This window comes from Micromonospora sediminimaris (assembly GCF_016863575.1).
GTDB lineage: Bacteria > Actinomycetota > Actinomycetes > Mycobacteriales > Micromonosporaceae > Micromonospora > Micromonospora sediminimaris.
Window position 1 is genome coordinate 146,644 of the sequence record NZ_BOPD01000011.1, and the last position, 24,396, is coordinate 171,039.

The following is a 24,396-nucleotide window of genomic DNA, read 5'->3' on the forward strand; positions in this document are numbered from 1 at the left end:
CGCCACCAGCCCGGTCGGTTCACTACCGCCCGGTCGGCTCAGCGCCGCCCGGTCGCCCGGCTGCCGCCGCGACTGCGTAGCGGGACCCCGGCCCCATCGCGGGTCGCCGACCGCCATGATGTGACGGTGAAGATCCTGTCCATCCAGTCCTCGGTCGCCTACGGTCACGTCGGCAACTCGGCGGCGGTGTTCCCGTTGCAGCGGCTCGGCCACGAGGTCTGGCCGGTGCTGACCGTGCACTTCTCCAACCACACCGGCTACGGCGCGTGGCGCGGCCCGCTGCTGGCCCCCGCCGACGTCGCCGAGGTGATCGCCGGCATCGCCGACCGTGGTGTGCTCGGCGACGCCGACGCGGTGCTCTCGGGCTACCAGGGGGATCCGGCGATGGGCGCGGTGATCCTCGACGCGGTGACCCTGGTGAAGACCGCCAACCCGGACGCCCTCTACTGCTGCGACCCGGTGATGGGCGACGTCGGCCGGGGAATGTTCGTCCGGCCCGGCATCCCGGAGTACCTGCGCGACGTGGTGGTGCCGCGCGCGGACATCGTCACCCCGAACCAGTTCGAGCTGGAGTTCCTCGCCGGCCGACCGACGAACACGGTCGACGACCTGCTGGCCGCCGTCGACGCGGTACGCGCCACCGGGCCCCGGCACGTCCTGGTGACCAGCGTGCTGCACGGCGACCTGCCGGCGGACACGCTGGAGGTGGTGGCCGTCTCGGACGCCGGTGCCTGGGCGGTGACCACCCCGCTGCTGCCCATCAACCCCAACGGTGGTGGCGACGTCACCGCCGCCCTGTACCTGGCGCACCTGTCCACGACGGGTTCGCCGGCCACGGCGCTGGAACGCACCACCGCATCGATCTTCGCGGTGCTGGAGGCCACCCTGGCAGCCGGCACCCGGGAACTTCAGCTGATCGCCGCCCAGTCGGCGATCGCCGATCCGCCGGCCCGATTTCCCGCCCGCCGGCTGCGGTAGCCAACCGCGGCGGCGCTCGGGCGCGGACGGAGACGAGGCGCTGCTGCCCTGCGGGTGTCCCGGGCCGAGGGGAATCGGGCAGGTTGAGCAGGCGGCGGCACCCCGATTGACCATCTAAACTGCGTCAGCTCCTCCCACCGGGGCAGACGAACCGCGTCCTCCCGGGTCCGGATGGACACAGTGGATGGAGAGCGAGCCCCTGGGTGTCAGGGTCGTAGCGCAGTCGAAGAGGAGGCCGAATGGCCGTGATGTCGGTCGAGTCGGAGTTGTTGCTGCTGCTTGGCAGGCAACATGTCGCGGACCCGCAGCTGGCTCGCGTGCGCGAGATCCTTGCCCAGGACGCGCCGGGGCTGGACTGGGGGCAGTTCGCCGCTCAGGCGGCGCGCCACCGCGTCGCCGCTCTCGTGGGTTGGCACGGGTGGCGCTTCCTGACCGACAAGACGGTGACCGGTCTCGACCCCGCCGTCATGATGCTGCTGTACGCCACCTACCGCGACACCCGGCGGACCAACGAGGTCATGTTGCGCGAGATCCAGGCGATCAGCGACGCCGCCGTCACGCAGGGCGTCACCGTCCTGCTGCGTAAGGGCGGCCATCTGGCCTTCTCGGCGTACCAGGAGCCGGGCCTGCGGCCGATGGGCGACCTGGACGTCCTCGTCGTCCGAGAGCAGGCGCCGGCACTTGTCGAGGTGCTTGAGCAGCTGGGCTATGTGGAGGGCCACCCGTCGGTGAACGGGATCGTCCCGCTCAGCAAGCGGGAGCGTGCCTTCTGGCGTCTTTACGGCAGCGACCTGCCCAAGTTGAACAAGCTGACCGGTGAGATCGACTGCCCGATCGTCAGCGTCGACGTCAACGTGTCGCTGGCCCTGCCGGGCAAGGGCTACGACGTCCCGGTCAGCGCCGTCGTGGCACACGCCCAGCACCACCGGTACGGTGCGGCCTCGTTCCTCGTGCCGTCCGTCGAGGACGCGGTCGTCGATCTGGCCGCCCACATCTACAAGACGTCGACGACCCTCAGGTTCATGACCCGTGGCGGCAAGCATCGCCGGCTGATCAAGTATGTGGACATCGCCGAGTTGGTGCGTTCGGCCGGTCCGGACTTCTCGTGGGACCTGCTGCTCGCACGCGTCGACGAGTACCGCGTCGCTGAGCCCGTGTACTACGGGCTCGCCCACCTCAACATGCTCTTTCCGGACACCGTCGCGGCGGACACCCTCGCGGCGCTCCGGCAGCGATGCAGCGCGCCGGACCAACTGCTCACCCAGTACGGCCAGTGGGATCTGGCCGAGCCTCGGGTGTGGCAGCAGGACTTCCTCAGCCGGTTCTTCGACCCGGCCACCGACCGTGAACTGCCCGCCTCGAAGTCGCTCGTCTGAAAGCGGGACGGAGGCGCCTGAGCACACCGGCTCAGGCGCCTCCTACCGACTAGTCGTCACTGGCAGGCGTTGGGGCCGCCGACGATGTCGTCCAGCTCCTCGTCAGCCATCTCGCGGATGTCGACGGCCTCGAACTCGACCTCGGTCATGTGGTTTCACCCCCTTCCAGGGTCGCCGATAGGCGTGTTCCTCCACCACGGCGGTCGATCCAGGAGTAGGAGGTGGAAGTGGTCGATTTCCACCAGTAGCTCCAGAGCGGATCGATGACACCGATGGAGCGTGGAGGCCACAGGATATCTCCGAAATGTCGGCAAAGACGCCGCCCAATGGTGTTCAACCAACAGCCGGTGGCGGTCGTCATCCTGACTCCAGGTCGGCCTTGACCGCCCGTAGGAATGCCGCCGCCGACCGGCCGTTGATAAACCGATGGTCGTATGCGAGACCGAGATGGAAATACTCGCTTGTCGTGACGGATCCGTCGCCCTGAAGTGTCAACTCACGCTGCATCGAGGCAAGCGACAACGCGCAGGTGTGCTCCGGGAAGATGAGCGGCTGCGCGTGGACGATGTCGGCGTCCGTGTGGATCGTGAGCGCGATGTTGGATCCGGTGAGATCCGCTTCGGCGAACCCGCCACGTACCGCGGCATGCCGGAACCGCAGCAGGTCGGCCGCGATGTCCCGCAGCGGTCGGGTGTCGGCGTCGGCGACGACCGGCAGGTAGAGGCCCGTCCCGACGTCGATCGTGACACCGACGTGGGCACCGGGCCGTACGGTCGCCGCCTCGTCGTCCACCGGACGTGCGAAACACAGGGGGAACTCGGCCCGCCGCGCCGCGATCGCTTCGACGACAAGCTCCGCAACGCCGAGATAGCCGATGGACGCCGCCTGCTCACGCAGGCGTCGTCCGAGCCGGTCGGCGACAACCTTCGCCACGGTGTAGGCGGCGGGGATCTCCCGGTGTGCGACGGACACGGTGCGGGCGATCCGTCGCTGGGCGGGTGTGATGGTCACCCGGTCGGCCGCGTCCGGCGCCGGCTGCCCGGCGACGAGCCGTTCGATGTCCGACCGGGAGACGACCTGCTTACCGATCGAACGTATCGCCGCGTCGGTGAGGCCATGTCGGGCCATGAGCTGCCGAGCCGGTTCGGTGACGGTGAACGCGACCGGATCGGTGCCGGCGGCCACCGATCGGGCACCGGGAGCATCGGTGTCCGCCCGCGACCGCTGCGGATGGTCGCCTCCGGCGACGGTGGCGATCAACTGCCCGGGGCGGCAGGTGGCGGGTGCGTCCAACCGGTGCCACAGCATTCCGGCGACGTCCGTGACCAGTTCGTGCGCTGCCTTGGACGTCTCCACGAGAGCCACCGCGGTCCCCACGCCGACCGGTGCGCCGTCCCCGACCAGCCATTCGAGGAGCGTGTACTCGTCGTCGGTCGCATTGAGCCGGGGCAGGCGGAGGTCACCCACGGGCCACCGCCGTCACCGTGGCGCGGATATCGTCGGCCTGCACCAGCACCGCACGCTCCAGATGAGCGGCGGCAGGGATGGTGCCCGACGGCGCGTGGAGCAGTCGGACGGGCCCGGACAGCAGGTGCCACATCCGCTGGTGGATGGCGTGGGCGACCTCGGCTCCCCAAACCCCGCCGGCCACCGCGTCCTCGACGACCACCACCCGCCGCGCCCGGCCGACGAGCGGGGCCAGCGGTGCCGGGTCGAACGGGTAGAGCCGGGACGGCACCACCGCCCGCACCGCTGTCTCGTCACCGAGATAGGCGTCGCGCATCGCACCGAGGACCCGGTCGGTGAGGCCGCCCGGCGCGATCACGACGACGTCGACCGGGTCCACGTCGCGAATGCCCAGCACCGCGAAGTCGCAGGAGCCACCGATCAACTCACGGTGGAACATCTCGTCGCCGGTGGCTGCGCCGAACCGCCGCCGGCCGTAGAGCACCTTGTCCTCGAAGTACAGCGCGGGAGCGGCGGAGTCGAGGATCTGGGCGAGTGTCGCGTACCCGTCGTGCACCGGGCTCATCTCGTACAGGGCGAGATTGGGGATCCCCAGGAAGTGCTTCTGGAGGCTCTGGCTGTGGGTGGGACCGTAGCCTCGGTTGCCACCGGTCGGGCAGCGGATCACCAGTGGCATCCGCACCTGCTCGCCGTACATGCTGACCACCTTGCCGGCGAGATTCGCGATCTGGTCGAAGCACAGGGTGGCGAAGTCGGAGAACATGATCTCCACCACCGCTTCCCGGCCCCGCAGGGCCAGGCCCACCGCGAAACCGACGATCGCCTGCTCGCTGATCGGCGTGGTGAGTACCCGGTCGGGATGCTCGGTGGAGAGCCGCCGGGTGACACCGAAGGCTCCGCCGTACGGGTCGGCCACGTCCGCACCGATCAGGTAGAGATCCGGCCGCCTCGTCAGCAGGGCGGCCAGCGCACGGTTGAGGTGCGCACCGACCCGCTCCGCGCGCCGGTCATCCATGACCGGCACCGATCAGCGGCCGGGCCAGTACCTCGTCGACCACGTCGCGGATCCTGGCGGTCGCGACGGCGTCGAGCCGGTCGACCTGCTCGGGGAAGGCCGCGCGGCACCGTGCGTACCAGTCGCGTCCGGCGACGGCGTCGAGCTGCGCCGGGGTACGGGTGTCGTCGCCCTTGCTGTGCGGTCCCAGCCGTACCGTCTCGAACTCGACCACCAGCGGGGCGCCGTCGTGGCGGACCTCGGCGACGAGCGGCGCGAGGGTGGTCCGTATGCGGTGGACGTCGACATCGACCAGCTTGACGTGCCGGATGCCGAACCCGGCGCAGCGCCCGGCGACGGTCCCGGCCATCTGGGCGTGGGTCGGAGTGGACTGGGCGATCCCGTTGTGCTCGACGATGACGACCAGCGGTGCCCGCCAGAGCGCGGCGAGGTTGAGCGCCTCGTACACCACGCCCTGCCCCCAGGTGCCGTCGCCGATGTAGGCGACCGAGACCGCCCCTGCGCCGGTGCGACGCAGGTCGAAGGCGGCACCCGCCGCGACGGGTACCAGCTGCCCCTGGATCCCCGTGGAGATGAAACCGGCCCGGCGGATGTGCTGCGAGCCGCCCATCCCGCCGCACACCGCACCTACCCGGCCGGCCAGCTCGGCGAGCAGGCCGGCCGGGTCGTCGTACCTGGCCAGGTAGTGCCCGTGTCCGCGATGGTTGCTGAACACCTCGTCGTCCGGCCGGAGCAGGGACTCGACGGCCACCGGGATGTACTCCTGCCCCAGACAGGTGTGGGTGGTGCCGCTGATGATTCCGCGGCCGAGCAGGTCGAGTACCGCGTACTCGAAGCGGCGGATCGACAGCATCGCCCCGAGGTCGGCGTCGGCGGGCGGGCACATCGGCGGGCACTCAGGCATGGGCGACGCGCTCCCCGCCGGTGAGGTCTCGGGCGCGCGCGGCGAGGCCCGCACGATCGATCTTGCCGTTCGCGTTGTGCGGCAGCGCCTCGACGTGCTGGCACAGCCTCGGCACCAGGTAGCCCGGCACGAGCGAGGCCATCGGACCGCGGACGTCCAGGCCGGGCGCACCGACGTAGAACACCGCCAGTTCGGTTCGCCCGGCCGCCTCGTACGCCACCGCGACGGCCCGCTGCACACCGGGCAACTGCTCGACGTGCCACTCGACCTCGTCCAACTCGACCCGGTAGCCGCGCAGCTTCACCTGGCGGTCCATCCGGCCGAGGTAGGCGAGTTCGGCACCGGCGAGCTGCCGGACCCGGTCGCCGGTGCGGTACCAGCGCCGGCCGTCGCCGGTGTGGAAGCGGCCCTGATCGTCGGCGGGGTCGAGGTAGCCGGGGAACAGCTGCGGTCCGGTCACGCACAGCTCACCTTCGACGCCGTCGACCCCGTCCTCGATGATCCGGTACCGCAGATGCGGGTACAGCGGGCCGATCGGGACGACACCGTGCACGGCGAGGTCGGCGGAGTCGGCGCTGAGCCGATGCGCCGAACAGGCGATGGTCAGCTCGGTCGGGCCGTAGAGGTTCTCCACGGTGGACCCGGGTGCCGCCCGCTGCCAGTCCAGGGCGTCGGTCAGGCGCAGCGCCTCACCGCAGAACAGGCTCCACCGCAGCGTCGGCATCGCACCGGGGGCCAGCCCGCCCCGGCGCCGTACCACGGCGATGGCACTCGGCACGGAGAACCAGAGCGACACCCGCTCGGCGGCCAGGAAGTCCGGTAGCGCGGCGAACACCTGTGGTGGCGTGGACACCACCGTCGCGCCCGCGCCCCAGGCCATGAAGAGGTCGAACATCGCCAGGTCGAAGGTCTGGTCGAAGGTCTGCGAGCAAACGTCGTCCGGGCCGATGTCGTACCGCTTGAGGTTGTACCGCAGGAAGCTGTCCATGTTCGCGTGCGTGATCGGGGCGCCCTTGGGCTGGCCGGTGGAACCCGAGGTGAACAGCACATAGGCCGCGTCGTCGTACGCCGCTTCGGGCAGGGTGGGCAGTGGCGTCGTGGCCGGCGCCGCCACCCGAAGGCCGGGCAGGGCGGCGACGAGGTGCGGCAGGGCCGCCACCGACCGGTCGGCGATCACCGTGTCGACACCGGCGATCGCCGCCATCCGGCAGGTCCGGGCCACCGGGAAGGCCGGACTGAGCGGCACCGCCGTGGCACCGGCGTAGAGCGTGGCGAGAAGCCCCGCGTACGACTCGATGCTGCGCGCCGCGAGGATGCCGACGGTCCGGGCACCGTTGGCGGTCAGGTCACCGGCCCAGCGTCGGGCCACGTCGTCCAGCTGGGTGTAGGTCCACTCCTGACTGCCGATCCGCAGCGCGACGCGGTCGGGTGCCGTCGCCAGGCCGGCGGTGAACCACTCGTGCAGGAGCCGTCGCGGTAGCTGGCCGGTCACCAGGCGACCGCTTCCTCGGTGAACAGGCCCATCCGACCGAAGAACCGGGTGGTCTTGCGCATCACAGTCCGGTGGAACTCCTGACGGTAGGGGTCGCCGATCACCTCGGACCGGATTCGCCTGGCGCCGTCGAGGCCCGCGTCGGCGTACACCGCCGGGTTGTAGAAGGCCCGCAGGCACGAGGTGATGTAGCGCGACAGATACGTCGCGGCTCTCTCGACCTCCTCCGGTGTCGCGTTCCGGGTGGCTTCGTCGTACAGCGCCCACATCATCTGCCGGCCGAACGCGATGTGTCTCGACTCGTCCTGGTGATGGACGGCGTTGATCCGCTGCGCGATCTCCGGAAGCCGGGTGTCCGTCGCCATCTTCGCGTTGAAGTAGTCGCACAGTTCCTCGGCGATGAGAATGCGACCGAAGACCATGACGTCGCGGATCGCGTCGTTGCCCTCGGCGGCCTGTCCGACGACACGTTTGGTGCCGTAGACCCTGCCCCCGTACCGGTTGCAGAACTGGGCGAAGAACCACATGTGCTCGTTCTCTTCATGAATGAAGTCGTGGAAGAACTCCGACAGTCCCGGGTAGCGCGTGTCGTAGATCCGTCCGGCCACCTCACCGATCAGGTCCCGGATGAGGTGAACGTTGAGGCTGAAGAAGTTGACCGCCTCGGCCTGGGTCAGGCGCAGCCGATCGGTTTCCGACAGGCGGTCCCACACCGGGGTGCCGTAACACGTGGTCAGCTCCGGGCTCATCCAGTGTTGGTCGGTCGGCAGTTCGTTCGGCCAGTCGAAGACGTCGAAGACGTGGTAACGCTGGTCGCGCGACTGGTCACTCAACTTGGCGGCGACGGTGGCGAGCCGGGCCCAGGTCGGCCGCAGCTGTCCCTCCTCGGCGTGGCTCATACCAGACCCCTGACCGCGGCCCAGATGGTGCCCGGCGTCGCGAACACCTCTGGCCGCAGCAGCCCGGGCGGGAGTTCGATGTCGAACTCGGTCTCCAGATTGACGATCAACTCGACCACCTCCAGCGAGTCGACCCCCAGGTCGGACAGGCCGCGGTCGGGGTCGAGTGGCGTGTCGGCGCCGAGCAGCCGACTACGCTGCCGGATGAGCGATTCGAAGGCGGGTGGCCAGTCCACCATGTCAATCTCCTGTCTCGACGTAGGTGGGAAACTTCGCGGCAACCGGCTGACCGGCATGGGTCACGAGGTCACGTCGTCGGGCACCGACGCGGCCGAGGACGGTGCCGAGCGACGAGGTCCGCTGCCACCCCGGTCCGGCGATGCCCCAGTGCCGCAGCGCGTCCACGAGCACCGGGTCGACGGGAACCCAGACCCCGTCCAGGTGGAACTCGGCCCACGAGTGTGACGCGGAGATGGGCGGGGTCAGTGACCTGCCGTGGGAGAACCGTGCCGCCAGCCCGCGACGGCGGGCCTCCTCGACCAGCAAGTGGGCCACGCCGACGCAGTCCCCGACGCCTGTGGCCCGGACGAAACTGGCATCGGCGCGCAGCGTCTCGGGGAGCCAGAGGAACCGGATGTGCCGGGTCTCGTCCAGCAGGCCGAGCAGCGCGGCCGGCAGCTCGGGCCACCTGCGTGGCCGGTCGAACGTCACCGAGTGCAGGACGGCGCCGTCCTGCGGCACCGCGCCTGTCTCGTGCCAGTCGTCCTCCGGCACCGCGAGGCGGTACCGGCACGGCCCGGCATGGCCGGGCTCCGGGCACCGTGCCACGTAGTCCATCCGGTAACGGGTGACGGCGGCGGGGCGCTCCAGCTCCCGGATCCACCAGGCCAGCACCCTGCGCTCGCGGGACCGCGCGAACAGGTGAACCGCGACGTTGCGCAGGTCGGTGGCGTCGAACCGGCTGCCGTCCGGACCGGACGTCGAGGGTAGGCCAGCGGCGGCGAGGAAGGCGGTCGTGGGCTCGTCGATCTCGTACCTGGCGGCGGCGGTGGCGGCGTCGACCTCGAACCGCCGGTGTCTGTCCGGCACGCGCAGGATCAGCGCCAGCAGGTCGTCGAGCGCCCCGACGTCGAGGCCCTGCGGCGCGGTCACGGCGCAGCCCCTACGAGCCGTCGGTACGGGCCGTCCTCGGCGATGAGGCTCTCGTGCCGGCCGCGTTGGACGATCCTGCCGTCGCTCATCACCAGGATCTGGTCGGCGGCTTCCGGGTGGGACAGCCGGTGCGCGACGACCACCAGGGTGCGGCCCGTTCCGCGCAGGTTGGTCACGATCCGGTCCTCCGTGAGCCGGTCGAGGGCGCTTGTCGCCTCGTCGAGGATGAGCAGGTCACAACCGCGGACCAGGGCCCGGGCCAGCGAGATGCGTTGGATCTGACCACCCGACAGGCCCGCCCCGGCGGCGCCGAGCAGCGTCTCGTACCGCATCGGCATCGCGTCGATGTCGTCGTGGACCTCGGCCAGCCGCGCCGCCGCGATGACGTCGTCGAGAGTGCACTCCGGCCGGCCCAACGCGATGTTCTCCCGGATGGTGCCGGCGAACAGCCGGGCGTCCTGGCGTACGTAGGCCATCGACCGCCGCACGGCAGGTCGGTCGAGCTGCTCGAACGGCCTCCCGTCGAGCTGGACCGTGCCGGCGCTCGGCAGGTAGAGCCCGGCCAGCAGCATGGCCAGCGTCGACTTGCCGGAGCCCGACGCACCGACGACGAGGGTGAACTGACCGGGCACGATCTCGAAGTCGATGTCGGCCACCGCCGGTGTCCTGGTGCCGGGGTAGGCGAACCGGACCGCGTCGAGTCGGACCGCGCCGGTGACCCGGGCCGGCACCACCGCGTCCGGACCGGCCTCGGGGCGAGCGTCGAGGATGTCGGCCAGCCGGGTCAACGTCGCCCGTAGCCCGGCGACCTGCAGGCCGGTCTGGGTGAGACTGGCCAGCGGCACGAACATGCCCATGGCCAGGGCGGAGAAGCCCACCACCCGGGACAGTGAGATCTCGCCCCGATCGAGCAGGACCAGACCAGCGGCGAGCACCGTGAGGGGCGCCAGGAACTGGATCGCCGTGCTGGCGGCCTCGCAGACGGCGAGGAACCGCCGGCTGCTGGTCCTGGCATTCACCTCGGCGGCGAAGGTGTGGCTCCAGTTCTCGGCCGCCGCACCTTCCAGCCCGGACGCCTTGAGCGTCGGCACGCCGTCGAGCAGCTGGAACAGCTCAGTCTGTGCCCTCGCCTGCGCCTCCAGCAGGGCGGCGGTGAGGTACTCCTGCCGGCGCCAGCTGACGGCGAGCACACCGACCTGGACGACGGCGAGTGCGAGCACCAGCGTGCCAAGGCGCGGGTCGGCGATGACGACGAGCCAGCCGTACACCAGCACCAGCACGCCGTCGAGCACGGCCGACAGCGCACTCCCGGTCAGCACCTGACGGACCGCGTTGCTGGTACGGACCCGGATCGCGAGGTCGCCGGTGTGGCGGCGGGCGAAGTAGTCGAAGGGCAGGGACACGAGATGCTGGACCGTTCCCAGGGTCACCGACTTGTCGGCGAGAGTCTGGATGGACAGCAACGCCATCCGCCGCGCGGTCTGCATCCAGAAGTACATCGCGAACAGCACCAGCGGCGCGGCGACGAACAGCCAGACGCTGGCCGGTTCGCCGGGCCGGCTGGCCCAGTCCACGACGTAGGAGGAGGCGATCGGCACGACCAGGCTGCACAGGGTCAAAGCGACCGAGGTCAGGACTAGGGGCAACCAGGCGCTGGTGCGGGGGAAGAACCTGGTCGCGTAGGGCATGCGAGCGGCGCCGAGGGCGTGGCGGCCGGCAGCGCGCCTCGGATCCGCGCCGCCGATCGGCGGGTGGAACTCCAACGCCACCCCGGTGAACGCCTTGCCGGCCTCCGCCAGGCTGACCTTGCGCCGCCCGAAGGACGGATCGACGACGTATATGTGGCTGTCGGTCACCCGCTCCAACACGACGAAGTGGACGAAGTTCCAGAACAGGATGGTGGCCGGGGGAAGGTTACGTAGCCCGCCGATGGAGACGCGGACACCGCGGGCGACGAGGCCGCGACGCCGGGCGGCGGCCAGCATCGAACGGGCCGCGACCCCGTCCCGGCCGGTGTCGGTCTCCGTCCGGAGGGCATCGAGCGGCACCGGCTGACCGAAGTAGGCGAGGACCATCGCCAGGGCGGCGGCCCCGCAGTCGCTCATCTGGGACTGGAGCACGACTGGTACGCGGTTGCGCCGATGCGCCAGCGCCGCCCGCAGGTTTCGCCACCGCAGGTCGCGCAGGAAGCCCAGCCCTGGTCGGGCCCGCCAGCGCAGGTCCACCGGCTCTCCGGTCTCCCGGGTGAGGCCGTAGTTGCGTACCGCCTCGCGCCGGAAGCGTTGGCGCCGGTTGGTGAATTCGGTTGGCGGTGGGGTGGGCTGCTCCACCTGCCCACGCTCGTCCAGCGTGCTCATCCGCCGCTGCCCGAGTCGACCCGGACCACCTGCGCGGTGATGGCCGCCGCAGCGGGGGAGAGCAGGAACTCCACCGACCGCGCCACGTCGCCGGGGGTGGCGTCTCGGTCGAGCATGTTGCGACGGTGGATCGCGGCGCGGACGTCGTCCGCGATCGCGGTGGTCATCGCGGTGTCGATGAAGCCGGGAGCGACACAGTTCACCGTGATGCCCCGGCGGCCGACCTCGGCGGCGAGCACCCTGGAGAACCCTTCGAGAGCACACTTGGTGGCGGTGTAGGCGCCGAGCCCGCGGAAGGTCCGGTGAGCCGCGATCGACGAGATGTTGACGATGCGTCCACCACTGCCGTACATCGCCTTGACCGCGGCCTGGCACAGGGACATGGGCACCTCGACGTTCAGCTGCCACATCCGGCTCACGTCGGCGCTGGCGGTGGCCACGTGCAGCGCGCCGGTCGCCACCCCCGCGTTGTTGACGAGGCCGTGCAGGTCGGCGCAGCCCCGGATCCGGGTGGCCACCGCGACCCGGTCGTCGCCGCGGGTGAGGTCGGCGGGGAGGAACGTCAGGGCAGCACCGACGGTGTCCCGCAGGCTCGCGAGTTCGCCGGACAGGGTGCGCGACACGGCGACGACCCGGTATCCGGCGGTGAGCAGCTGGCGGGTGACCGCCAGGCCGATGCCGCGCGACCCGCCGGTGACGAACACCGTCCCGTTCGTCTCATCCACCACGGGCCGCCTTGCCGGAGGTGGCCACCGCGAGCTGGTCGACCACGGCGAACCGGCGCGGCTGTTCCGGCGGGGAGAGCACCCGGCGGGCGTACGCCCTGACCCGCTGGACGACCACGTCGGGGTCGTTTTCGGACCGGGTGACGATGTCCACGCCGACAACGGCGCCGAGCACGCTGCTGCGGACCGCGTACACCCGGGCCGCGGCGACGTCCGGGTGCTCCTGCAACAGCCGGGCCACGTGACCCGGCACGACCTTCGTACCGCCCACGTTTATGACATCGCCCTGACGGCCGAGGATGTGGACCCGCTCGTCGTGGACGGCAGCAAGGTCGCCGGTCGGCAGGTACGGTGCACCCGGCCCGGACGACACCAGGAGTTCGCCGTCGCGGATCGCCAACGCCTTACCCTCCGGCCCGTACCCGTCGAGGACCGAGCAGGGCAGGCCGGGAAGCCCGTCGGTGACGGTGGCGATGCGGCCGAGTTCGGTGCTGGCGTAGATCTGCAGCACGCGGCGTGGCGTGAAGGCGGCCCGGATCAGGCGCAGCAAGCTCGCGTCCACCGGTTCGCCACCCATCGAGACGGTGTCTATCCGGGGTCGGGCGCTCTCGGTGCCCAGGTGCAGCGCTGCCATCCGCCAGAACGAGGGGGTGCCGGCGACGACGTCATAGTGCGCGGCTGCGCGGGTGGCGAACTCGGTGGGGGTGAGGAAGTCGACGTGGGCGGCCCGGCCGAGCGCCTGGCTCACGGCGGCCACCGCGGCGTACGTGGACGGACTGTAGCCGACTCCCCACCGCTCGCCGCCGGCCGCGTCGAGCCAGTCGGCACCGCGGCTCAGCTCGTGCCAGCTCCAGTGGGTCGGGGTGGGGGTGCCGGTGGTCCCCGACGAGAATATCCACACTCCGGCCGGCCGGCCGCCGGGCTCGCCGTCGGCCTCGGTGATGCGCCGGATCCGCTCCTCGCCGACGTCCAGCAGGGCCTGCGGCCGGAGGTGAGCCAACGCCGGCGCGGCAGTGGTCGGGCCCACCAGGACGACGGAGACGTCGAGCGGGCGCAGCGCGCGCAGCGCCACCACGAGGTCGGCTCCGGCGGTCACGTTTACCGCGAGGTGGCGTAGGCCGGCGGCGGCGACGGCGGCCCGCAGCCGCGCGACCCGCGAGCTGATCTGGTCATCACACAGCGACACGGGCACGGATCAGCCCGCCGCCGGTCGTAGGGCCTGGCAGAGGTCACCGAGCGTATCCATGCGGTCGACGGCCACGACGTCGAGCAGGATGCCCAGTTCCTGCTCGAACTCGATGATGAGTTCCGCCATCACGAGGCTGTCGATCCCCAGGTCGGCCAGGCGCATGGCGGCGGTATAGCGTGCCGCGGCATCGGTCGGTGGCACGGTGAGGACCCGGGTGGCCACCACGTCGAGGACCTTCTCGTCGATCGTCGTGTCCGAGTGGACGTTCTCCACCGGTCAACCAACTCCATCCCTGAGTAGCGCCTCGGGCCGGTCGCCGGAGGCGGAGTCGTGTCCGACCGAGATCCGTCCGGGCACCGCCAGATATGGCCGGTGCGCGAGCGTGGCGCGGACCCGGTCGGCGAGATCGTCCGCCGTGACCGGGACGCCGCCGGCCCTGACCTCGGCGGCGACCCGCGATCCACCGTCGTCCGCGATCTCCACGGCGGCCGTGGCGCTGGTGACCTCGGGCTGCCTTTCGAGGGCCGCGGTGACCTCGGCCAGGTCGACGACCAGCAGCACCGCGCCGTCGGGTGCCCGCAGTGGCGCGAGAGCCGGTGCTCCGGCCGGGGCCGCGGCGACCCGGCCGGAGTCATCTCCGTCCAGTCGCGCCCGGAAGGCGGTGACGAACCTGGTGAAGCTCTCCTGCGACATGGTGCCGCCGTCGACGGTCAGCCGGATCCGCAGCCCGTCGGGACGCTCGTTGACGGCGATCCGCAGGCCGTCGGCGATCCGCTGGAAACCGGGGGTGTACGCGCCGCGTTCGATGGCGACCGGCGCACGACCTGACGGGTCGAGGCCGGCGGTGTCCGGGGCACGACCTGACGGGTGGAGGTCGGCGGTGTCCTCAAGGTATGTCATCAGCAGCGTGCGGTGGACGGGATGCCCCAGCCGCCGTGCCGTTGCCGCCCACATCTCGTCCAGGACCTGCGGCGACACGTCCCGACGCGAGGTCGCCGCCAGCTGCTCCCGTCTGACCTGTACCAGCAGGTCGGCGGGCCGTGCCGGTCGGTCAAGCACGACCGGCACGGTGACGTCGAACATGCCGACGATGCCGCGCTCGGCGTGACGCCTGCCGTTCAGCCGCATCGAGACGGCGATCCGGTCCTGCGGCGTGACCAGGAAGACGGTGGCGGCGAACACGGCGAGCAGCCACTGGGCCGTGGTGAAGCCGGACGCCTGCCAGCGGCGGCGCAGCGCTTCCCATTCGGGGCCGACGACGGGCAGCAGTTCGGTCCGGGCGGTGGGCGTGGCCGGTCCACCGATGCCGGGAAGGAACTGGCAGCGAGGCGGGAGCCAGGGTGCGCGCCGTCGCCAGTACGCGGACACCGCCCGCGAGCGTCCGGTGGTGGCGGCAGCTGCCCGGGAGGTCACCGCGGCGAGATAGTCGGCGTCCTTCGGCTCGGTGCCGGGCGGGCGACCGAAGTACGTGTCCCAAATCTCGCGCACGACGGTCATCCGGGCGGTGGCGTCGACGGCGAGGGCGGAGAACACCCCGATCGCCGCGTGCAGCGTCGGTGAGAAACGCAGGAGTCGGATGATGAACGGGTATTCGACCGCCAGATCGAAGGTGTGCCTGAGATCGGTCGCCAGCACGGCGCGTACGTACCGGGTGAACTGTTCGGTGTCGTTCGCGGTGACCTGGGTCAGCGTGACGATCGGGTGCTGGTCCGGCATCGGGCGAACCCACTGGACCGGGGCGCCGTCCTGCGTCGTGACGCCGATCCGCAGCCCCGCGTGCCTGGCCACCGTCGACCGCACCGCATCGACGAATGCGGAAACGTCCAGCGGACCGTCGACCCGATAGGACATCCAGAGGGATGTCATGACCTCCGGCGTTTCCTGAAGTGTGCGGTGAAGCGTGAGCTGACCCGGCAGCAATGGATAGAGCGCGCGGGTTTCTGAATGGACCGTGTCGGTTTCGGTATCGGCCGCAGTGGGGCGGGCTTGTCGAGACGACATCCGGTTCTCATCCCAACAATGGTCATCGACGGGGGCTGGCTGAAGATCGGCAGACTAACAATCACCCCGATATCGTCAAGGTGTCCGCACTTGAACGGGGGTCGGCGATCGGCGTGAGTCCACGATCGCGCGGATCCGTCGACGGTCGACTTTGCCGTGTGGGGTGAGCGGCAACGCGTCGAGCGTCACGCAGTGGACCGGCACCTTCGCCGGTTCGAGCCGGCCAGCCAACTCCCTCAGCACGTCGCTGGCTGGCCGGCCGGTGGCCACCACGACGGTGAACGGGCCCCGCTCGTCCGGCGGAAGGGTGACGGCGCCGCCGACACCGGCGACGTCCATCGCCGCCGCCTCGATCTCGGCGGTACTCGACCGCACCCCGCGATGCGTGAAGACATCGTCGCGCCGGCCGTGCAGGTACAGGTAGCCGTCCGCATCGAGGTGGCCGCGGTCGCCGGTACGCAGTCGCCGTACCCCCGCGGTCAGCTGGAAGGCGGCGGCGCTCAGCCGTCGGTCGCGCCAGTAGCCGGACATGACGTTGCCACCCTCGACGACGATGTCACCGACGCTGCCCGGAGGCAGCGGACGCCCGCGACGGTCGACGACCCGTACCACGGTGCCGGGAATCGCGCGTCCGACCGAACCGGGGCGCACCAGGTCGCCGTCCGGCTCCAGGATGGTGGCCCGTTTGCACTCGGTCAGCCCGTACATGTGCGTCAACGCGGCACCGGGGAACGCGGCGCGCAGGCCGTCGGCGAGCTGCGCCGGCATCCGGGCGCCGGTGCTCGTGAACAGCCGGACCGGCTGCTTTACCGGCGGCGGCTTTCGGGCCGCCAGCCGGAGCAGCGCGGTGGCGATCTCGGGCACCAGGGGTACGACTGTGGCCTGGGAACTGGCTATCCGGTCCAGCAGCGCGATGCCCTCTCCCTCCCCGAGGATCTCCAACCTCGCGCCCGCAGCCGTGCTGAGCAGGATCTGGTAGAGCCCGTAGTCGAACGACGGCGGCACGCAGGAGAGCACCACGTCGTCCGGCCGATATGCCAGGACCTGCCCGATCGCCTCGGTCGCGAAGAGGATCCGTTCGTGCGGGCAGACCACACCCTTGGGCTGCGCACTGCTACCCGAGGTGTACATCAGGAGTGCTGGCGCCGCCGGCGCACCGTCGGCGACGCCTGGACGCGGATCGGCGACGGGCTGGTCGAGGGTGGCCAGGATCTGCCCGAACCGCTCCGCCGACCAGGTCGGCGCGGGGACGTCGACACTCGCCGGTTCGACCCCGATCACCAGGCCCGGGGCAATGTCCGCGAGGACCGCGCGAAGCTGGAACGGGCGCATCCCGGTCGACAGCGGCGCCAGCGTCAGGTCCGCGTACGCGGCGGCGAACAGGATCGCCGCGAAGCCGGCGCCGCCGGTTCGCACGGCGATCCGGTCACTCGGCCGCAGGCCGGCTGCCCGGAACAGGTTCGCGAGGTTGATGCTGCGTCGCCGGAGCTGTTGGTAGCTCCACCGGTGGAGCCGGTCGCCGACCGCGACGCGGTGTGGATGCCGTCGCGCGGCGGTGTCCAGCAGGGAGTTGATCCGCATGTCACCTGGTATCGGGGCAGGGTGCGACGAGACACGACGCTCGTGGCGTGGGGGACCGGGGCAGCTATTCGGCAAGCATCTCGCTGAACTGGTGCCACCCACCGGCACAGGCCTGGGCGACCGCGCGTAGCGGTTCGTGGCAGTGCGCGGGCACGGTCCCGGCGGCATCCGCGGACTGCGCGATGAACGTGAGCGTTGCCGTGAGCAGCCGGAGCAGGGCCTTGCCGTGGTCGGTGTACCGCAGCGAGGGATCCTGGACGAGCCGCTCCAACCTCGGTCGGATGACGGCTTTGAGGTCCGCGGCTGTCGCCGGCAGCCGATCGGTGGATGTGGGTGCGGGTGCCGGCGGCTCGGGTGCCGTCTCAGCGGCGGTCACCTCGATCGCCGGGGCGGAAGCCTCGCCGAGCGCCTTACGCCGGACGTCGAACGCGGTGCCCACGGAGATGCCCGCCCGGCGCGCTATCTCGCGCAGGCTGACACCCGGCTCACGACGCACGATCTGCTCGGCCAACCGCCGGCCCGCCTCCGCCGACACCGGATGCCGGCGGCCGTCCCGGCCGATCCGGACGTTCAGCTGGTGACTGTTGTCGGTTGAACGTCGCCGCAGCGCGGCCACGGTCTTCGCGGCAACCCCGCACACGGACGCGATCCGGCGGTCGGACCACTGGGAGTGCGAGGCGAGGATCCGTTCAGCCGCGGTCAGCCGATCCCGAGTGCTCAGCGGCAGGCCGTGCGCGATGTTCAACTGCACCGCCGCGACGAAGGCGTCCGCGTCGGAGCCGTCGAAGTAGACCACCGGCACTCGCCTGTCGCCTCGCGCACGTGCCGCCCGCAGTCGATGCATGCCGTCCACCACCCGCAGCGAGGACCGCTGGACAACGATCGGCGGCACCACATCGGTCAACTCCCCGAGCAGCCTGGTGTGGCTCGCGCTGATCCCGTCCAACCGCGGTGAGAAGCCCCCCCGCAGCGAACTGACATCGACCATTTCGACTTGCGAAACTGTATCCGATGCCTCACTGTACGTGTTGTCGAGCTCGGCGACCTGGCCGCTATCCGGTTGCCTCTTCATTTACACCCCGGTACCTGTTCTCCCCCGCATTGCACTTTGTCGAAGGTGCATCCGCGGCGCACATGGTACGACCGGGCGTGCATATTCAGCGCACATGACGTGTACATGCGGGACCTGCGAAGTGGTGGAGTCGACGGGGTGGCGGTGTGTGCGTTCAAGTCGCTCGTTGATCGGGGCTTGTGGATCACGGTAGTGCCGGGTAGGGTCCGAATCCCGAAGCCTCCAGCGTGTTATCGGGCCAGAAAAAAGGGCGACGACGAGGCTGTGTCGTCCGTCTTACCGTACGAGGTGCCAGATGTTTCCGGCGCCTACTCGGGACGCATGGGCGGGATATCTGATGACCCGAAAATCAGAACTGTCGACCGCGGATAAGGGCGATCTCCTAGATAGGTCATGGTGGTAGCAGCGATGACGACAGAGCAGGCGAACCTGCGAATACCCGGACCGGCTGAGCCGTTGTCGGTGATCCTGAAGCTCGTCGGCGACGCCTGCAACATCAACTGCTACTACTGCTACGAGAAGCGCAAGCCCTACGCCGGCTACGACAAGCTTCCCCTCGACGCCCTCGCCCGCCTGCTCGACCTGGCCGGCGGCCGGCCACTGAGCCTGGAGTTGCACGGCGGCGAGCCGCTGCTGTACGGGATGGAGGCGACCTCCGACCTCCTGCGGCTCCTGCGGGGCTACCCGGGGAACATCTCCCTGAGCGTCCAGACGAACGCGACGATGTTGACGCCCGAGTGGTTCGATCTGTTTGCCGAGGAATGGCCCGAGATAGACATCGGCGTGTCCCTCGATGGTGATCCTGAGGCCAACCGCAACCGGGTCGACTATCGCGACCGGAGCACCTCCGAGCGCGTCCATGTGGCATTGGAAATGGCCGCCGCGCGTGGTCTCGCGGTGGGCCTGATATCGACCGTGACGAAGGACGTGTCCCGGCGCCCGGAGGAGACGCTCGACTTCGTTGCCGGGTTCGACGCGGTGAAGGCGCTGAAATTCTCTCCCTGCTTCGACTTCAACGTCATGCCGAAACGAATTCCGGTCGGTAACCGCGAGACGATGCTCCCCCTGCTGCCCAAGGGGGAGGAGCATGCCGGTTGGGCGATCACGCCACTCGAATTCTCCGCGTTCCTGGTCCGGGCGTACGACCACTGGCGCGGTTCAGGTCTGTTCCGGCGATTCCTGCTGGAGCCTTTCACCAGCGTGATACGCGTACTCGCCGGCCGCGACACCCGTTTCTGTCACTTCGCCGAACAGAAATGCGCGTTCGTGCTGACCCTCTATCCGGACGGCCGCCTCGGCAGCTGTGACGAGTTGGGCGTACCCGACGGGCTGCTCGGCACCATTCACGACCTGCCGTCCCTCGACGTGGCCACCTCCCTCGTCACCAACCCGACGCTGCGCGACGGCCTCGACGAACTGCTCGACAAATGCGTGGGCTGTGGCTATCGGAGTACCTGCGGCGGCGGTTGCCTCGCCACCCGCATGCGCTACCGCAACAGCGCCTTCTACGAGGACTACTGCACTCATCGAATCGAGATCATTGACCACATCGCGGCGGATATCGCCAGAGAGCGAGTAGCCAGTGAGCACTGACCTCGCACTGCCAGAAGTCTGGCCGGGCCTCGCCCACGAGTTGGCGACGCTACGCGAGCATCGCGTGGCACAGGTACGCACCGCCGCGGCCCGCCTCGACGGGCGGTTCGTCGTGCCACCGGCCCTCGATGCCCGGCAGTACGCCCTGATGCACCACTTCACGTACGCCATCACGGCGGCCGTGCGCGAGCGGCGCCTCGACGACGCACGTGACCTGGTCCAGCGTTGGGCAGCTGTGGATGCCGCGAGCGGCGTGCCGCTGCTGCCGGGCCATGACGTGCGGATCGTGGCGGCCGACAGTTGTGCGCGGTCCGACGACGACCGCTACGAGTCGCCGCTCTTCCTCGACCTGGAGCCGGACCGGCAGGCGGTGCCGTCGGCGCCGTGGTCGGCTGCCGGGGAGGCGATCAAACTCGCCGGCTTCGACCACTTCATCACGTCGGTGACCGGCGTCGTGGTCACCATGCAGCTACGCGCCGACCGCGACACCACCCAGAGCTACGCCCTGAAGGCACTGCCCGGCACGATCTTCATCGACGTCGTGCAGGACCCAGTCCGCCTTGGTGAACTGATCCTGCACGAGTCGGCACACACGTTGCTGAACGAGATCTTCGCGGCCTGCGGGGTCGAGCTGGATCCCGAGGCGCGCTGGTTCTCGCCGTGGAAGCAGGCATACCGCCCGGCGTACGGCTTGCTGCACGCCGGCTTCGCCTTTGGGGTCCTTCAGAAGTACTTCGAGTACCACGCGGCAGCCGACGAACGGCCGTCCGCGTACGCCCGGATCCGAGCCGAGATCGGCTCGGAACAGTGGGACCTCGCGCGCGGATCAGTACGAGACGCCCTGACCGAGGTCCGCGATGAGCGGGTGGCGTCACTGCTGTGGAGCTTCGTTGCCTGAGGGCGTGCTCCCCAGCGCCGGACGCCGGCCGGTCCAGGTAAACCACGAGCCGCAGAAAGGAGCAGCATGAAGTCAGACCAGGAGTTCGAAGAGTTCGTGGACGCGATCCAGTCCGCCAACTTCGACCCTCGCGACACCCGCGCCACCGCGCACACGGCAGCGGTCTTCGCGAGCGACTGGGATCGCGTCGAGAAGGCGATCCAAGCCGACAAGACCGACAACTGATCCGGTGCGGCCAGTGGCTCCCGAGCCTCGGTGGCCACTGGCCGCTCCCGGTCGACAGCCTCGGAAGAGTAGCAAGTGATCATGCCGTCGAGTCCCACCGAGGACGCCGTGCTGGCGATGGCCCGTACCTGGTCAGCCGATGTGGGAGTGACCCGCAGCAGCAGCATCACCCGGCTCGACCGGGTGGGGGTGCCCGTCGCCATGGCCGTGCGCCCGGGAGCACTCGTCGGATCCCTTGTCGTCACGGGGGGCAAGGGGACGACGGAGGCGGCAGCCGAGATCGGGGCGCGGCTGGAGGCGATGGAACTCGCGGCCGCCGAGCACACTCGCTGTCAGGTGCCGCTCGTACGGACCACGTACCGGGCGATCGCCGCCCAGTTCGGCGGCGCCGCCGCGCTCCTGCGGCTCTGTCCCCGCCTGGGCGTCCGGATCCCGTTGGACGAGGAGGTGACCGCGGCGCAGGGGACGGACCTGCGCAGCGCGACGCCCGTCCTGCTGCCGAGCGAACTGGTTCTGCTGCCGCCACCGCCGGACGCTGCCGCCCGGGCGTACTTCGGCGCGAACTCCTTCGGACTGGGCTGTGGCCTGACGCTGGAGCAGGCCACGATGCACGCCATGCTCGAGGTGCTGGAGCGCGACGCCCTGTCGTTTCCGGCCGCCGCCGGTCAGGAATGGGCCATCGACGAGCACTCGCTGCCCGACCGGCTCACGAGCCTGACCGCGCGGATCCGTCGCGCGAACGTGGCGATCCGCCTGCTGGCCGTCAAGCAGGACCTGGGCCTGCCGGTCGCGCACGTCGTGCTCTGGGACCGCGACGAGACGGACCGGCGGTTCGTCAACGGCGGGCATGCCTGCGCGCTCGACCTCGACCTGGCGATCGAACGTGCCCTGCTGGAGGCGCTGCAGAGCCGCGCTGCCTTCATGCACGGCGGTCGTGAGGATCTGCCGAGCCTGGTCGACGTCGCGACGGAGCAGGCCACGGTCGGTGAGTGCAGCGCGCTGTCCGACGTCCGGCAGCAGTTCAGCCAACCGGTACCCGCAGACGCCGTCGGGCTGGCCGACTGGCTGGCCGAACGCGGCATCGGTCCGGTGATCCGCTTCGTCCTGCGGGACGGGAGCACCGACGGGGCCTGGGTGGTACGCACCGTCATCGTCGGCTGCGAGTCGTATGTCGCCGGGCTCTCGCCCCGGGTGGGGCCACGGCTTGCGGCGTGGTCCCATGGCTGACCGGGATCTGATCTTCGTCGGGCCGACCGGCTACCAGTCGAACCTGCTCGGCGTCTCCGCGCGATATTCGGTGCTTCCGCCGCTGACCCGGGGAATGCTGGCACCGGCGCTACGTGACCACCCGTCCGGACGGGTGATCATCGTGGACGGTGGGTTCTACCACGAGTTCGCCGTCGACCACCGGGAGATTTGCGCCGCGCTGCGCGACGGACGTGACGTGATCGGGCTGGGCTCCATGGGCGCGCTGCGCGCCGTCGAGCTGCGTACCCACGGCATGCGCGGCTACGGCGCGGTGGTGGAACTCATCGAACGCCACGGACTCCACGACGACGAGGTGATGCTCCTGCACGCGGCCGAGCCGCCGTACCGGCCGGTGACGGTTCCGCTGGTGGAGGTGCGTGCGGCGCTCGGGCAGCTGCTGCTCGCCGGGCTGGTGGACGGCGACGAGGTGGCGGGAGTCATCGCCGAGATCGGCGACCTGTGGTTCGGCGACCGCAGCCTGCCCAGGATCCTGCAGGCGCAGCAGCGGCGAACTCCGGACCGTCCGCACGTGGCAGCGGCACTACGCGGCAAGTTGCAGGGTCCGGCGCTGTTGAAGCGGATCGACCTGGAGTGCCTGCTCACCGGCGCACCGCCACCCGTGGTCCGCATGCTGCCCTGCGGCGCGGTCATCCCGAACCCGTCGCAGCCGCCCGGACCGGCCTGATGGTCACCATGCCGGACACCACAGTGGACTGGGCCCACATCTGCGCGAACGGCATCCCGTACCGCGATCCGGTGATCGGATCCTGCCTCGCCGACGTGCAGTGCCGCGACGACAGCGAGGTCGCCGGCCGCAGCGCTGCGGCGGTGCGCCGGGAACTCGGCTGGCTCACCCTCACCGGCGACGAGCGGATCTACCACCCCTGGTGCGGCCCGGGCACCTACGCCCGCGAGATCGCGAACGGCACCGGCTGCCGCAGTTACCTCGGCGTCGATGTCAACCCGGCGGCGATCGTCGCGGCGCGCCGCCGATGCCCGGATCGACGGTGCCACTTCCAGGTCGGTGCCTTCGACACGGGCTCCGTGGTGCCGGCGCACGACCTCTGTCTGCTCACCTATGAGCTGGTCAACCAGTTCGACCCGTCGACGCTCGGCCCGGCACTCGACCGGATCGCCGCGGCCCTGCGGCCCGGCGGGCGGGTGTTCGCAGACGTGCGGACCCGCACCGGCTCGGGGATGCACCCGGTCGACCGTGAGTCCACCCACTATCCCGCCGGCACCGGCATCTTCCTGCGGGCCGAGCACGTCGTCGAGTATCAGGCGCGGTTCGCGGCGGAAGGTCGCCTCTACCTGCAACGTTTCCGGATCACCCGGGACGACGGCCCGAGGCGGGAGTTCTACTCCTGGCTGTGGCTGTACGACCAGGACGAGATCGAGCGAGCCGCCGCGTGCGCCGGGCTTGCCCTGACCGCCGCCGCGCACGTCCACGCCGGCAGTGACATGCGGCCACCTTCGGCGGCCGGCTCGATCCAACTGGTATTGGCCAAGAAGGGGAAAGGCACGGAATCATGTTGACGACCTCGGAATCCCTCCTGGTGCACAGTATCGAGCAGTTCCTGACCCCGATGGAGTGCCAGGCGATCTGCGATGCGGTGGACCGGCAGATCACCGCCGACGGCCGCGCCGCCTTCGAGGGCGAGCGCGCCGTGTCGGTGCACGCCGTCGACGGGATGAGTACCCGCGACGTGATGGAGCTCTACGAACCGGCCGGGCGGTTGGAGCTCTTTCCGCTGCCGGTGGGGGCGACGACGGTACTGGACGAGGCGGCGCGGCGGGCCCTGCCGCACCTGCGCAGCCTGTTTCCCAGCGGCCGTCGCCTGACCTCGTGGATCTATCTCGAGTACGGCGTGGGCCAGTACATCACACCGCACATCGATATGCCGTTCGACGAGACCGACCCGGATCACGTGAAGGTCGCCGGGGTGAGCATCACCCTCAACGACGGCTTCTCCGGCGGGGATTTCGTGGTCGAGACCTGCGGCAGCCCAGACCTGTGGGAGGAGCCCACGGACGGGCTGCGCAGAGTCCGCGAGGGCGCGGACCACACCACGCAGTGGTACAAGGCGCTGCCCCGGACCCGCTGGCGCACCCGGATGGCCGCCGGGGGCCTGGTCATGTTCGGCAGCCAGCTCAGCCACAGCACGGAGCCGGTCACCCACGGACGGATCAAGAAAGTCATCGGCTTCTTCACCAACTGACGGAG

Annotated in this window: 23 protein-coding genes; 9 read left to right on the plus strand and 14 right to left on the minus strand. The window is 70.3% G+C overall.

Features of this window, described 5'->3' with window-relative positions:
- Window positions 1-126 precede the first annotated feature (126 nt).
- Together pdxY and Vse01_RS10000 are read left to right on the plus strand one after the other, a co-directional pair.
- Entirely contained in the window at window positions 127-978 is an 852-nt protein-coding gene (pdxY, locus tag Vse01_RS09995) for a pyridoxal kinase PdxY (protein ID WP_093406123.1), read from the plus strand.
- 239 nt (window positions 979-1,217) lie between these two features.
- Window positions 1,218-2,354 carry a nucleotidyltransferase domain-containing protein gene (locus tag Vse01_RS10000; protein ID WP_093405766.1) on the plus strand — a complete coding sequence of 379 codons (1,137 nt, stop codon included), beginning with the start codon at window positions 1,218-1,220 and terminating at the stop codon, window positions 2,352-2,354.
- A gap of 357 nt (window positions 2,355-2,711) precedes the next feature.
- On the opposite strand, the gene Vse01_RS10005 is transcribed toward Vse01_RS10000, so the two are convergent.
- From Vse01_RS10005 to Vse01_RS10070, 14 genes are all read right to left on the minus strand, one after another.
- Entirely contained in the window at window positions 2,712-3,821 is a 1,110-nt protein-coding gene (locus Vse01_RS10005) for a 2-oxo acid dehydrogenase subunit E2 (protein ID WP_093405763.1), read from the minus strand.
- The gene (locus tag Vse01_RS10010; protein WP_093406121.1) at window positions 3,814-4,836 is read right to left on the minus strand and encodes a transketolase C-terminal domain-containing protein; all 1,023 of its coding nucleotides are present in this window, start codon (window positions 4,834-4,836) and stop codon (window positions 3,814-3,816) included. The genes Vse01_RS10005 and Vse01_RS10010 overlap by 8 nt, the downstream gene beginning before the upstream one ends.
- On the minus strand, window positions 4,829-5,740 hold the full coding sequence (locus Vse01_RS10015) for a thiamine pyrophosphate-dependent dehydrogenase E1 component subunit alpha (protein ID WP_093406118.1): 912 nt from the start codon (window positions 5,738-5,740) through the stop codon (window positions 4,829-4,831). The genes Vse01_RS10010 and Vse01_RS10015 overlap by 8 nt, the downstream gene beginning before the upstream one ends.
- Window positions 5,733-7,232 (minus strand): AMP-binding protein, encoded by a 1,500-nt coding sequence (locus tag Vse01_RS10020; RefSeq protein ID WP_232511282.1) that lies wholly within the window; start codon window positions 7,230-7,232, stop codon window positions 5,733-5,735. The genes Vse01_RS10015 and Vse01_RS10020 overlap by 8 nt, the downstream gene beginning before the upstream one ends.
- Window positions 7,229-8,131 (minus strand): diiron oxygenase, encoded by a 903-nt coding sequence (locus tag Vse01_RS10025; protein WP_093405760.1) that lies wholly within the window; start codon window positions 8,129-8,131, stop codon window positions 7,229-7,231. Before Vse01_RS10025 ends, Vse01_RS10020 begins: the two co-directional genes overlap by 4 nt.
- Complete coding sequence (locus Vse01_RS10030; RefSeq protein WP_093405757.1) at window positions 8,128-8,370, minus strand: phosphopantetheine-binding protein; 243 nt, start codon at window positions 8,368-8,370, stop codon at window positions 8,128-8,130. The genes Vse01_RS10025 and Vse01_RS10030 overlap by 4 nt, the downstream gene beginning before the upstream one ends.
- Window position 8,371: 1 nt before the next feature.
- Entirely contained in the window at window positions 8,372-9,283 is a 912-nt protein-coding gene (locus Vse01_RS10035) for a transglutaminase-like domain-containing protein (RefSeq protein ID WP_093405755.1), read from the minus strand.
- The gene (locus tag Vse01_RS10040; RefSeq protein ID WP_093405752.1) at window positions 9,280-11,640 is read right to left on the minus strand and encodes a peptidase domain-containing ABC transporter; all 2,361 of its coding nucleotides are present in this window, start codon (window positions 11,638-11,640) and stop codon (window positions 9,280-9,282) included. Before Vse01_RS10040 ends, Vse01_RS10035 begins: the two co-directional genes overlap by 4 nt.
- Window positions 11,637-12,365 carry an SDR family NAD(P)-dependent oxidoreductase gene (locus Vse01_RS10045; protein ID WP_170863468.1) on the minus strand — a complete coding sequence of 243 codons (729 nt, stop codon included), beginning with the start codon at window positions 12,363-12,365 and terminating at the stop codon, window positions 11,637-11,639. The genes Vse01_RS10040 and Vse01_RS10045 overlap by 4 nt, the downstream gene beginning before the upstream one ends.
- Window positions 12,358-13,557: an AMP-binding protein gene (locus Vse01_RS10050; RefSeq protein WP_093405747.1), complete on the minus strand. Its 1,200-nt coding sequence runs from the start codon at window positions 13,555-13,557 to the stop codon at window positions 12,358-12,360. Before Vse01_RS10050 ends, Vse01_RS10045 begins: the two co-directional genes overlap by 8 nt.
- A 3-nt stretch (window positions 13,558-13,560) precedes the next feature.
- Window positions 13,561-13,827, minus strand: a complete 267-nt coding sequence (locus tag Vse01_RS10055) for an acyl carrier protein (RefSeq protein WP_093405745.1) — start codon at window positions 13,825-13,827, stop codon at window positions 13,561-13,563.
- 3 nt (window positions 13,828-13,830) lie between these two features.
- A complete protein-coding gene (locus Vse01_RS10060) occupies window positions 13,831-15,555 on the minus strand; it encodes a condensation domain-containing protein (RefSeq protein ID WP_093405742.1) in 1,725 nt (574 codons plus the stop codon).
- Between the two features lie 75 nt (window positions 15,556-15,630).
- Window positions 15,631-17,136 carry a class I adenylate-forming enzyme family protein gene (locus Vse01_RS10065; protein ID WP_170863467.1) on the minus strand — a complete coding sequence of 502 codons (1,506 nt, stop codon included), beginning with the start codon at window positions 17,134-17,136 and terminating at the stop codon, window positions 15,631-15,633.
- Window positions 17,137-17,200: 64 nt separating this feature from the next.
- Window positions 17,201-18,124, minus strand: coding sequence for a ParB/RepB/Spo0J family partition protein (locus Vse01_RS10070; RefSeq protein ID WP_170863466.1), 924 nt, complete (start codon window positions 18,122-18,124; stop codon window positions 17,201-17,203).
- Between the two features lie 492 nt (window positions 18,125-18,616).
- Here Vse01_RS10070 and Vse01_RS10075 point away from each other — a divergent pair, with 492 nt between their 5' ends.
- From Vse01_RS10075 to Vse01_RS10105, 7 genes are all read left to right on the plus strand, one after another.
- Window positions 18,617-19,801: a radical SAM/SPASM domain-containing protein gene (locus Vse01_RS10075; protein ID WP_170863465.1), complete on the plus strand. Its 1,185-nt coding sequence runs from the start codon at window positions 18,617-18,619 to the stop codon at window positions 19,799-19,801.
- Window positions 19,791-20,699: an aKG-HExxH-type peptide beta-hydroxylase gene (locus tag Vse01_RS10080; RefSeq protein WP_139233154.1), complete on the plus strand. Its 909-nt coding sequence runs from the start codon at window positions 19,791-19,793 to the stop codon at window positions 20,697-20,699. Before Vse01_RS10075 ends, Vse01_RS10080 begins: the two co-directional genes overlap by 11 nt.
- A 66-nt stretch (window positions 20,700-20,765) precedes the next feature.
- Window positions 20,766-20,924: a hypothetical protein gene (locus Vse01_RS10085; RefSeq protein WP_170863464.1), complete on the plus strand. Its 159-nt coding sequence runs from the start codon at window positions 20,766-20,768 to the stop codon at window positions 20,922-20,924.
- 81 nt (window positions 20,925-21,005) lie between these two features.
- Window positions 21,006-22,151 (plus strand): YcaO-like family protein, encoded by a 1,146-nt coding sequence (locus tag Vse01_RS10090; protein ID WP_139233153.1) that lies wholly within the window; start codon window positions 21,006-21,008, stop codon window positions 22,149-22,151.
- Complete coding sequence (locus Vse01_RS10095; RefSeq protein WP_170863463.1) at window positions 22,144-22,857, plus strand: TfuA-like protein; 714 nt, start codon at window positions 22,144-22,146, stop codon at window positions 22,855-22,857. The genes Vse01_RS10090 and Vse01_RS10095 overlap by 8 nt, the downstream gene beginning before the upstream one ends.
- Window positions 22,857-23,708: a class I SAM-dependent methyltransferase gene (locus Vse01_RS10100; RefSeq protein WP_093405724.1), complete on the plus strand. Its 852-nt coding sequence runs from the start codon at window positions 22,857-22,859 to the stop codon at window positions 23,706-23,708. The genes Vse01_RS10095 and Vse01_RS10100 overlap by 1 nt, the downstream gene beginning before the upstream one ends.
- Window positions 23,702-24,391, plus strand: a complete 690-nt coding sequence (locus tag Vse01_RS10105; protein WP_093405722.1) for a hypothetical protein — start codon at window positions 23,702-23,704, stop codon at window positions 24,389-24,391. Before Vse01_RS10100 ends, Vse01_RS10105 begins: the two co-directional genes overlap by 7 nt.
- Window positions 24,392-24,396: the final 5 nt, after the last annotated feature.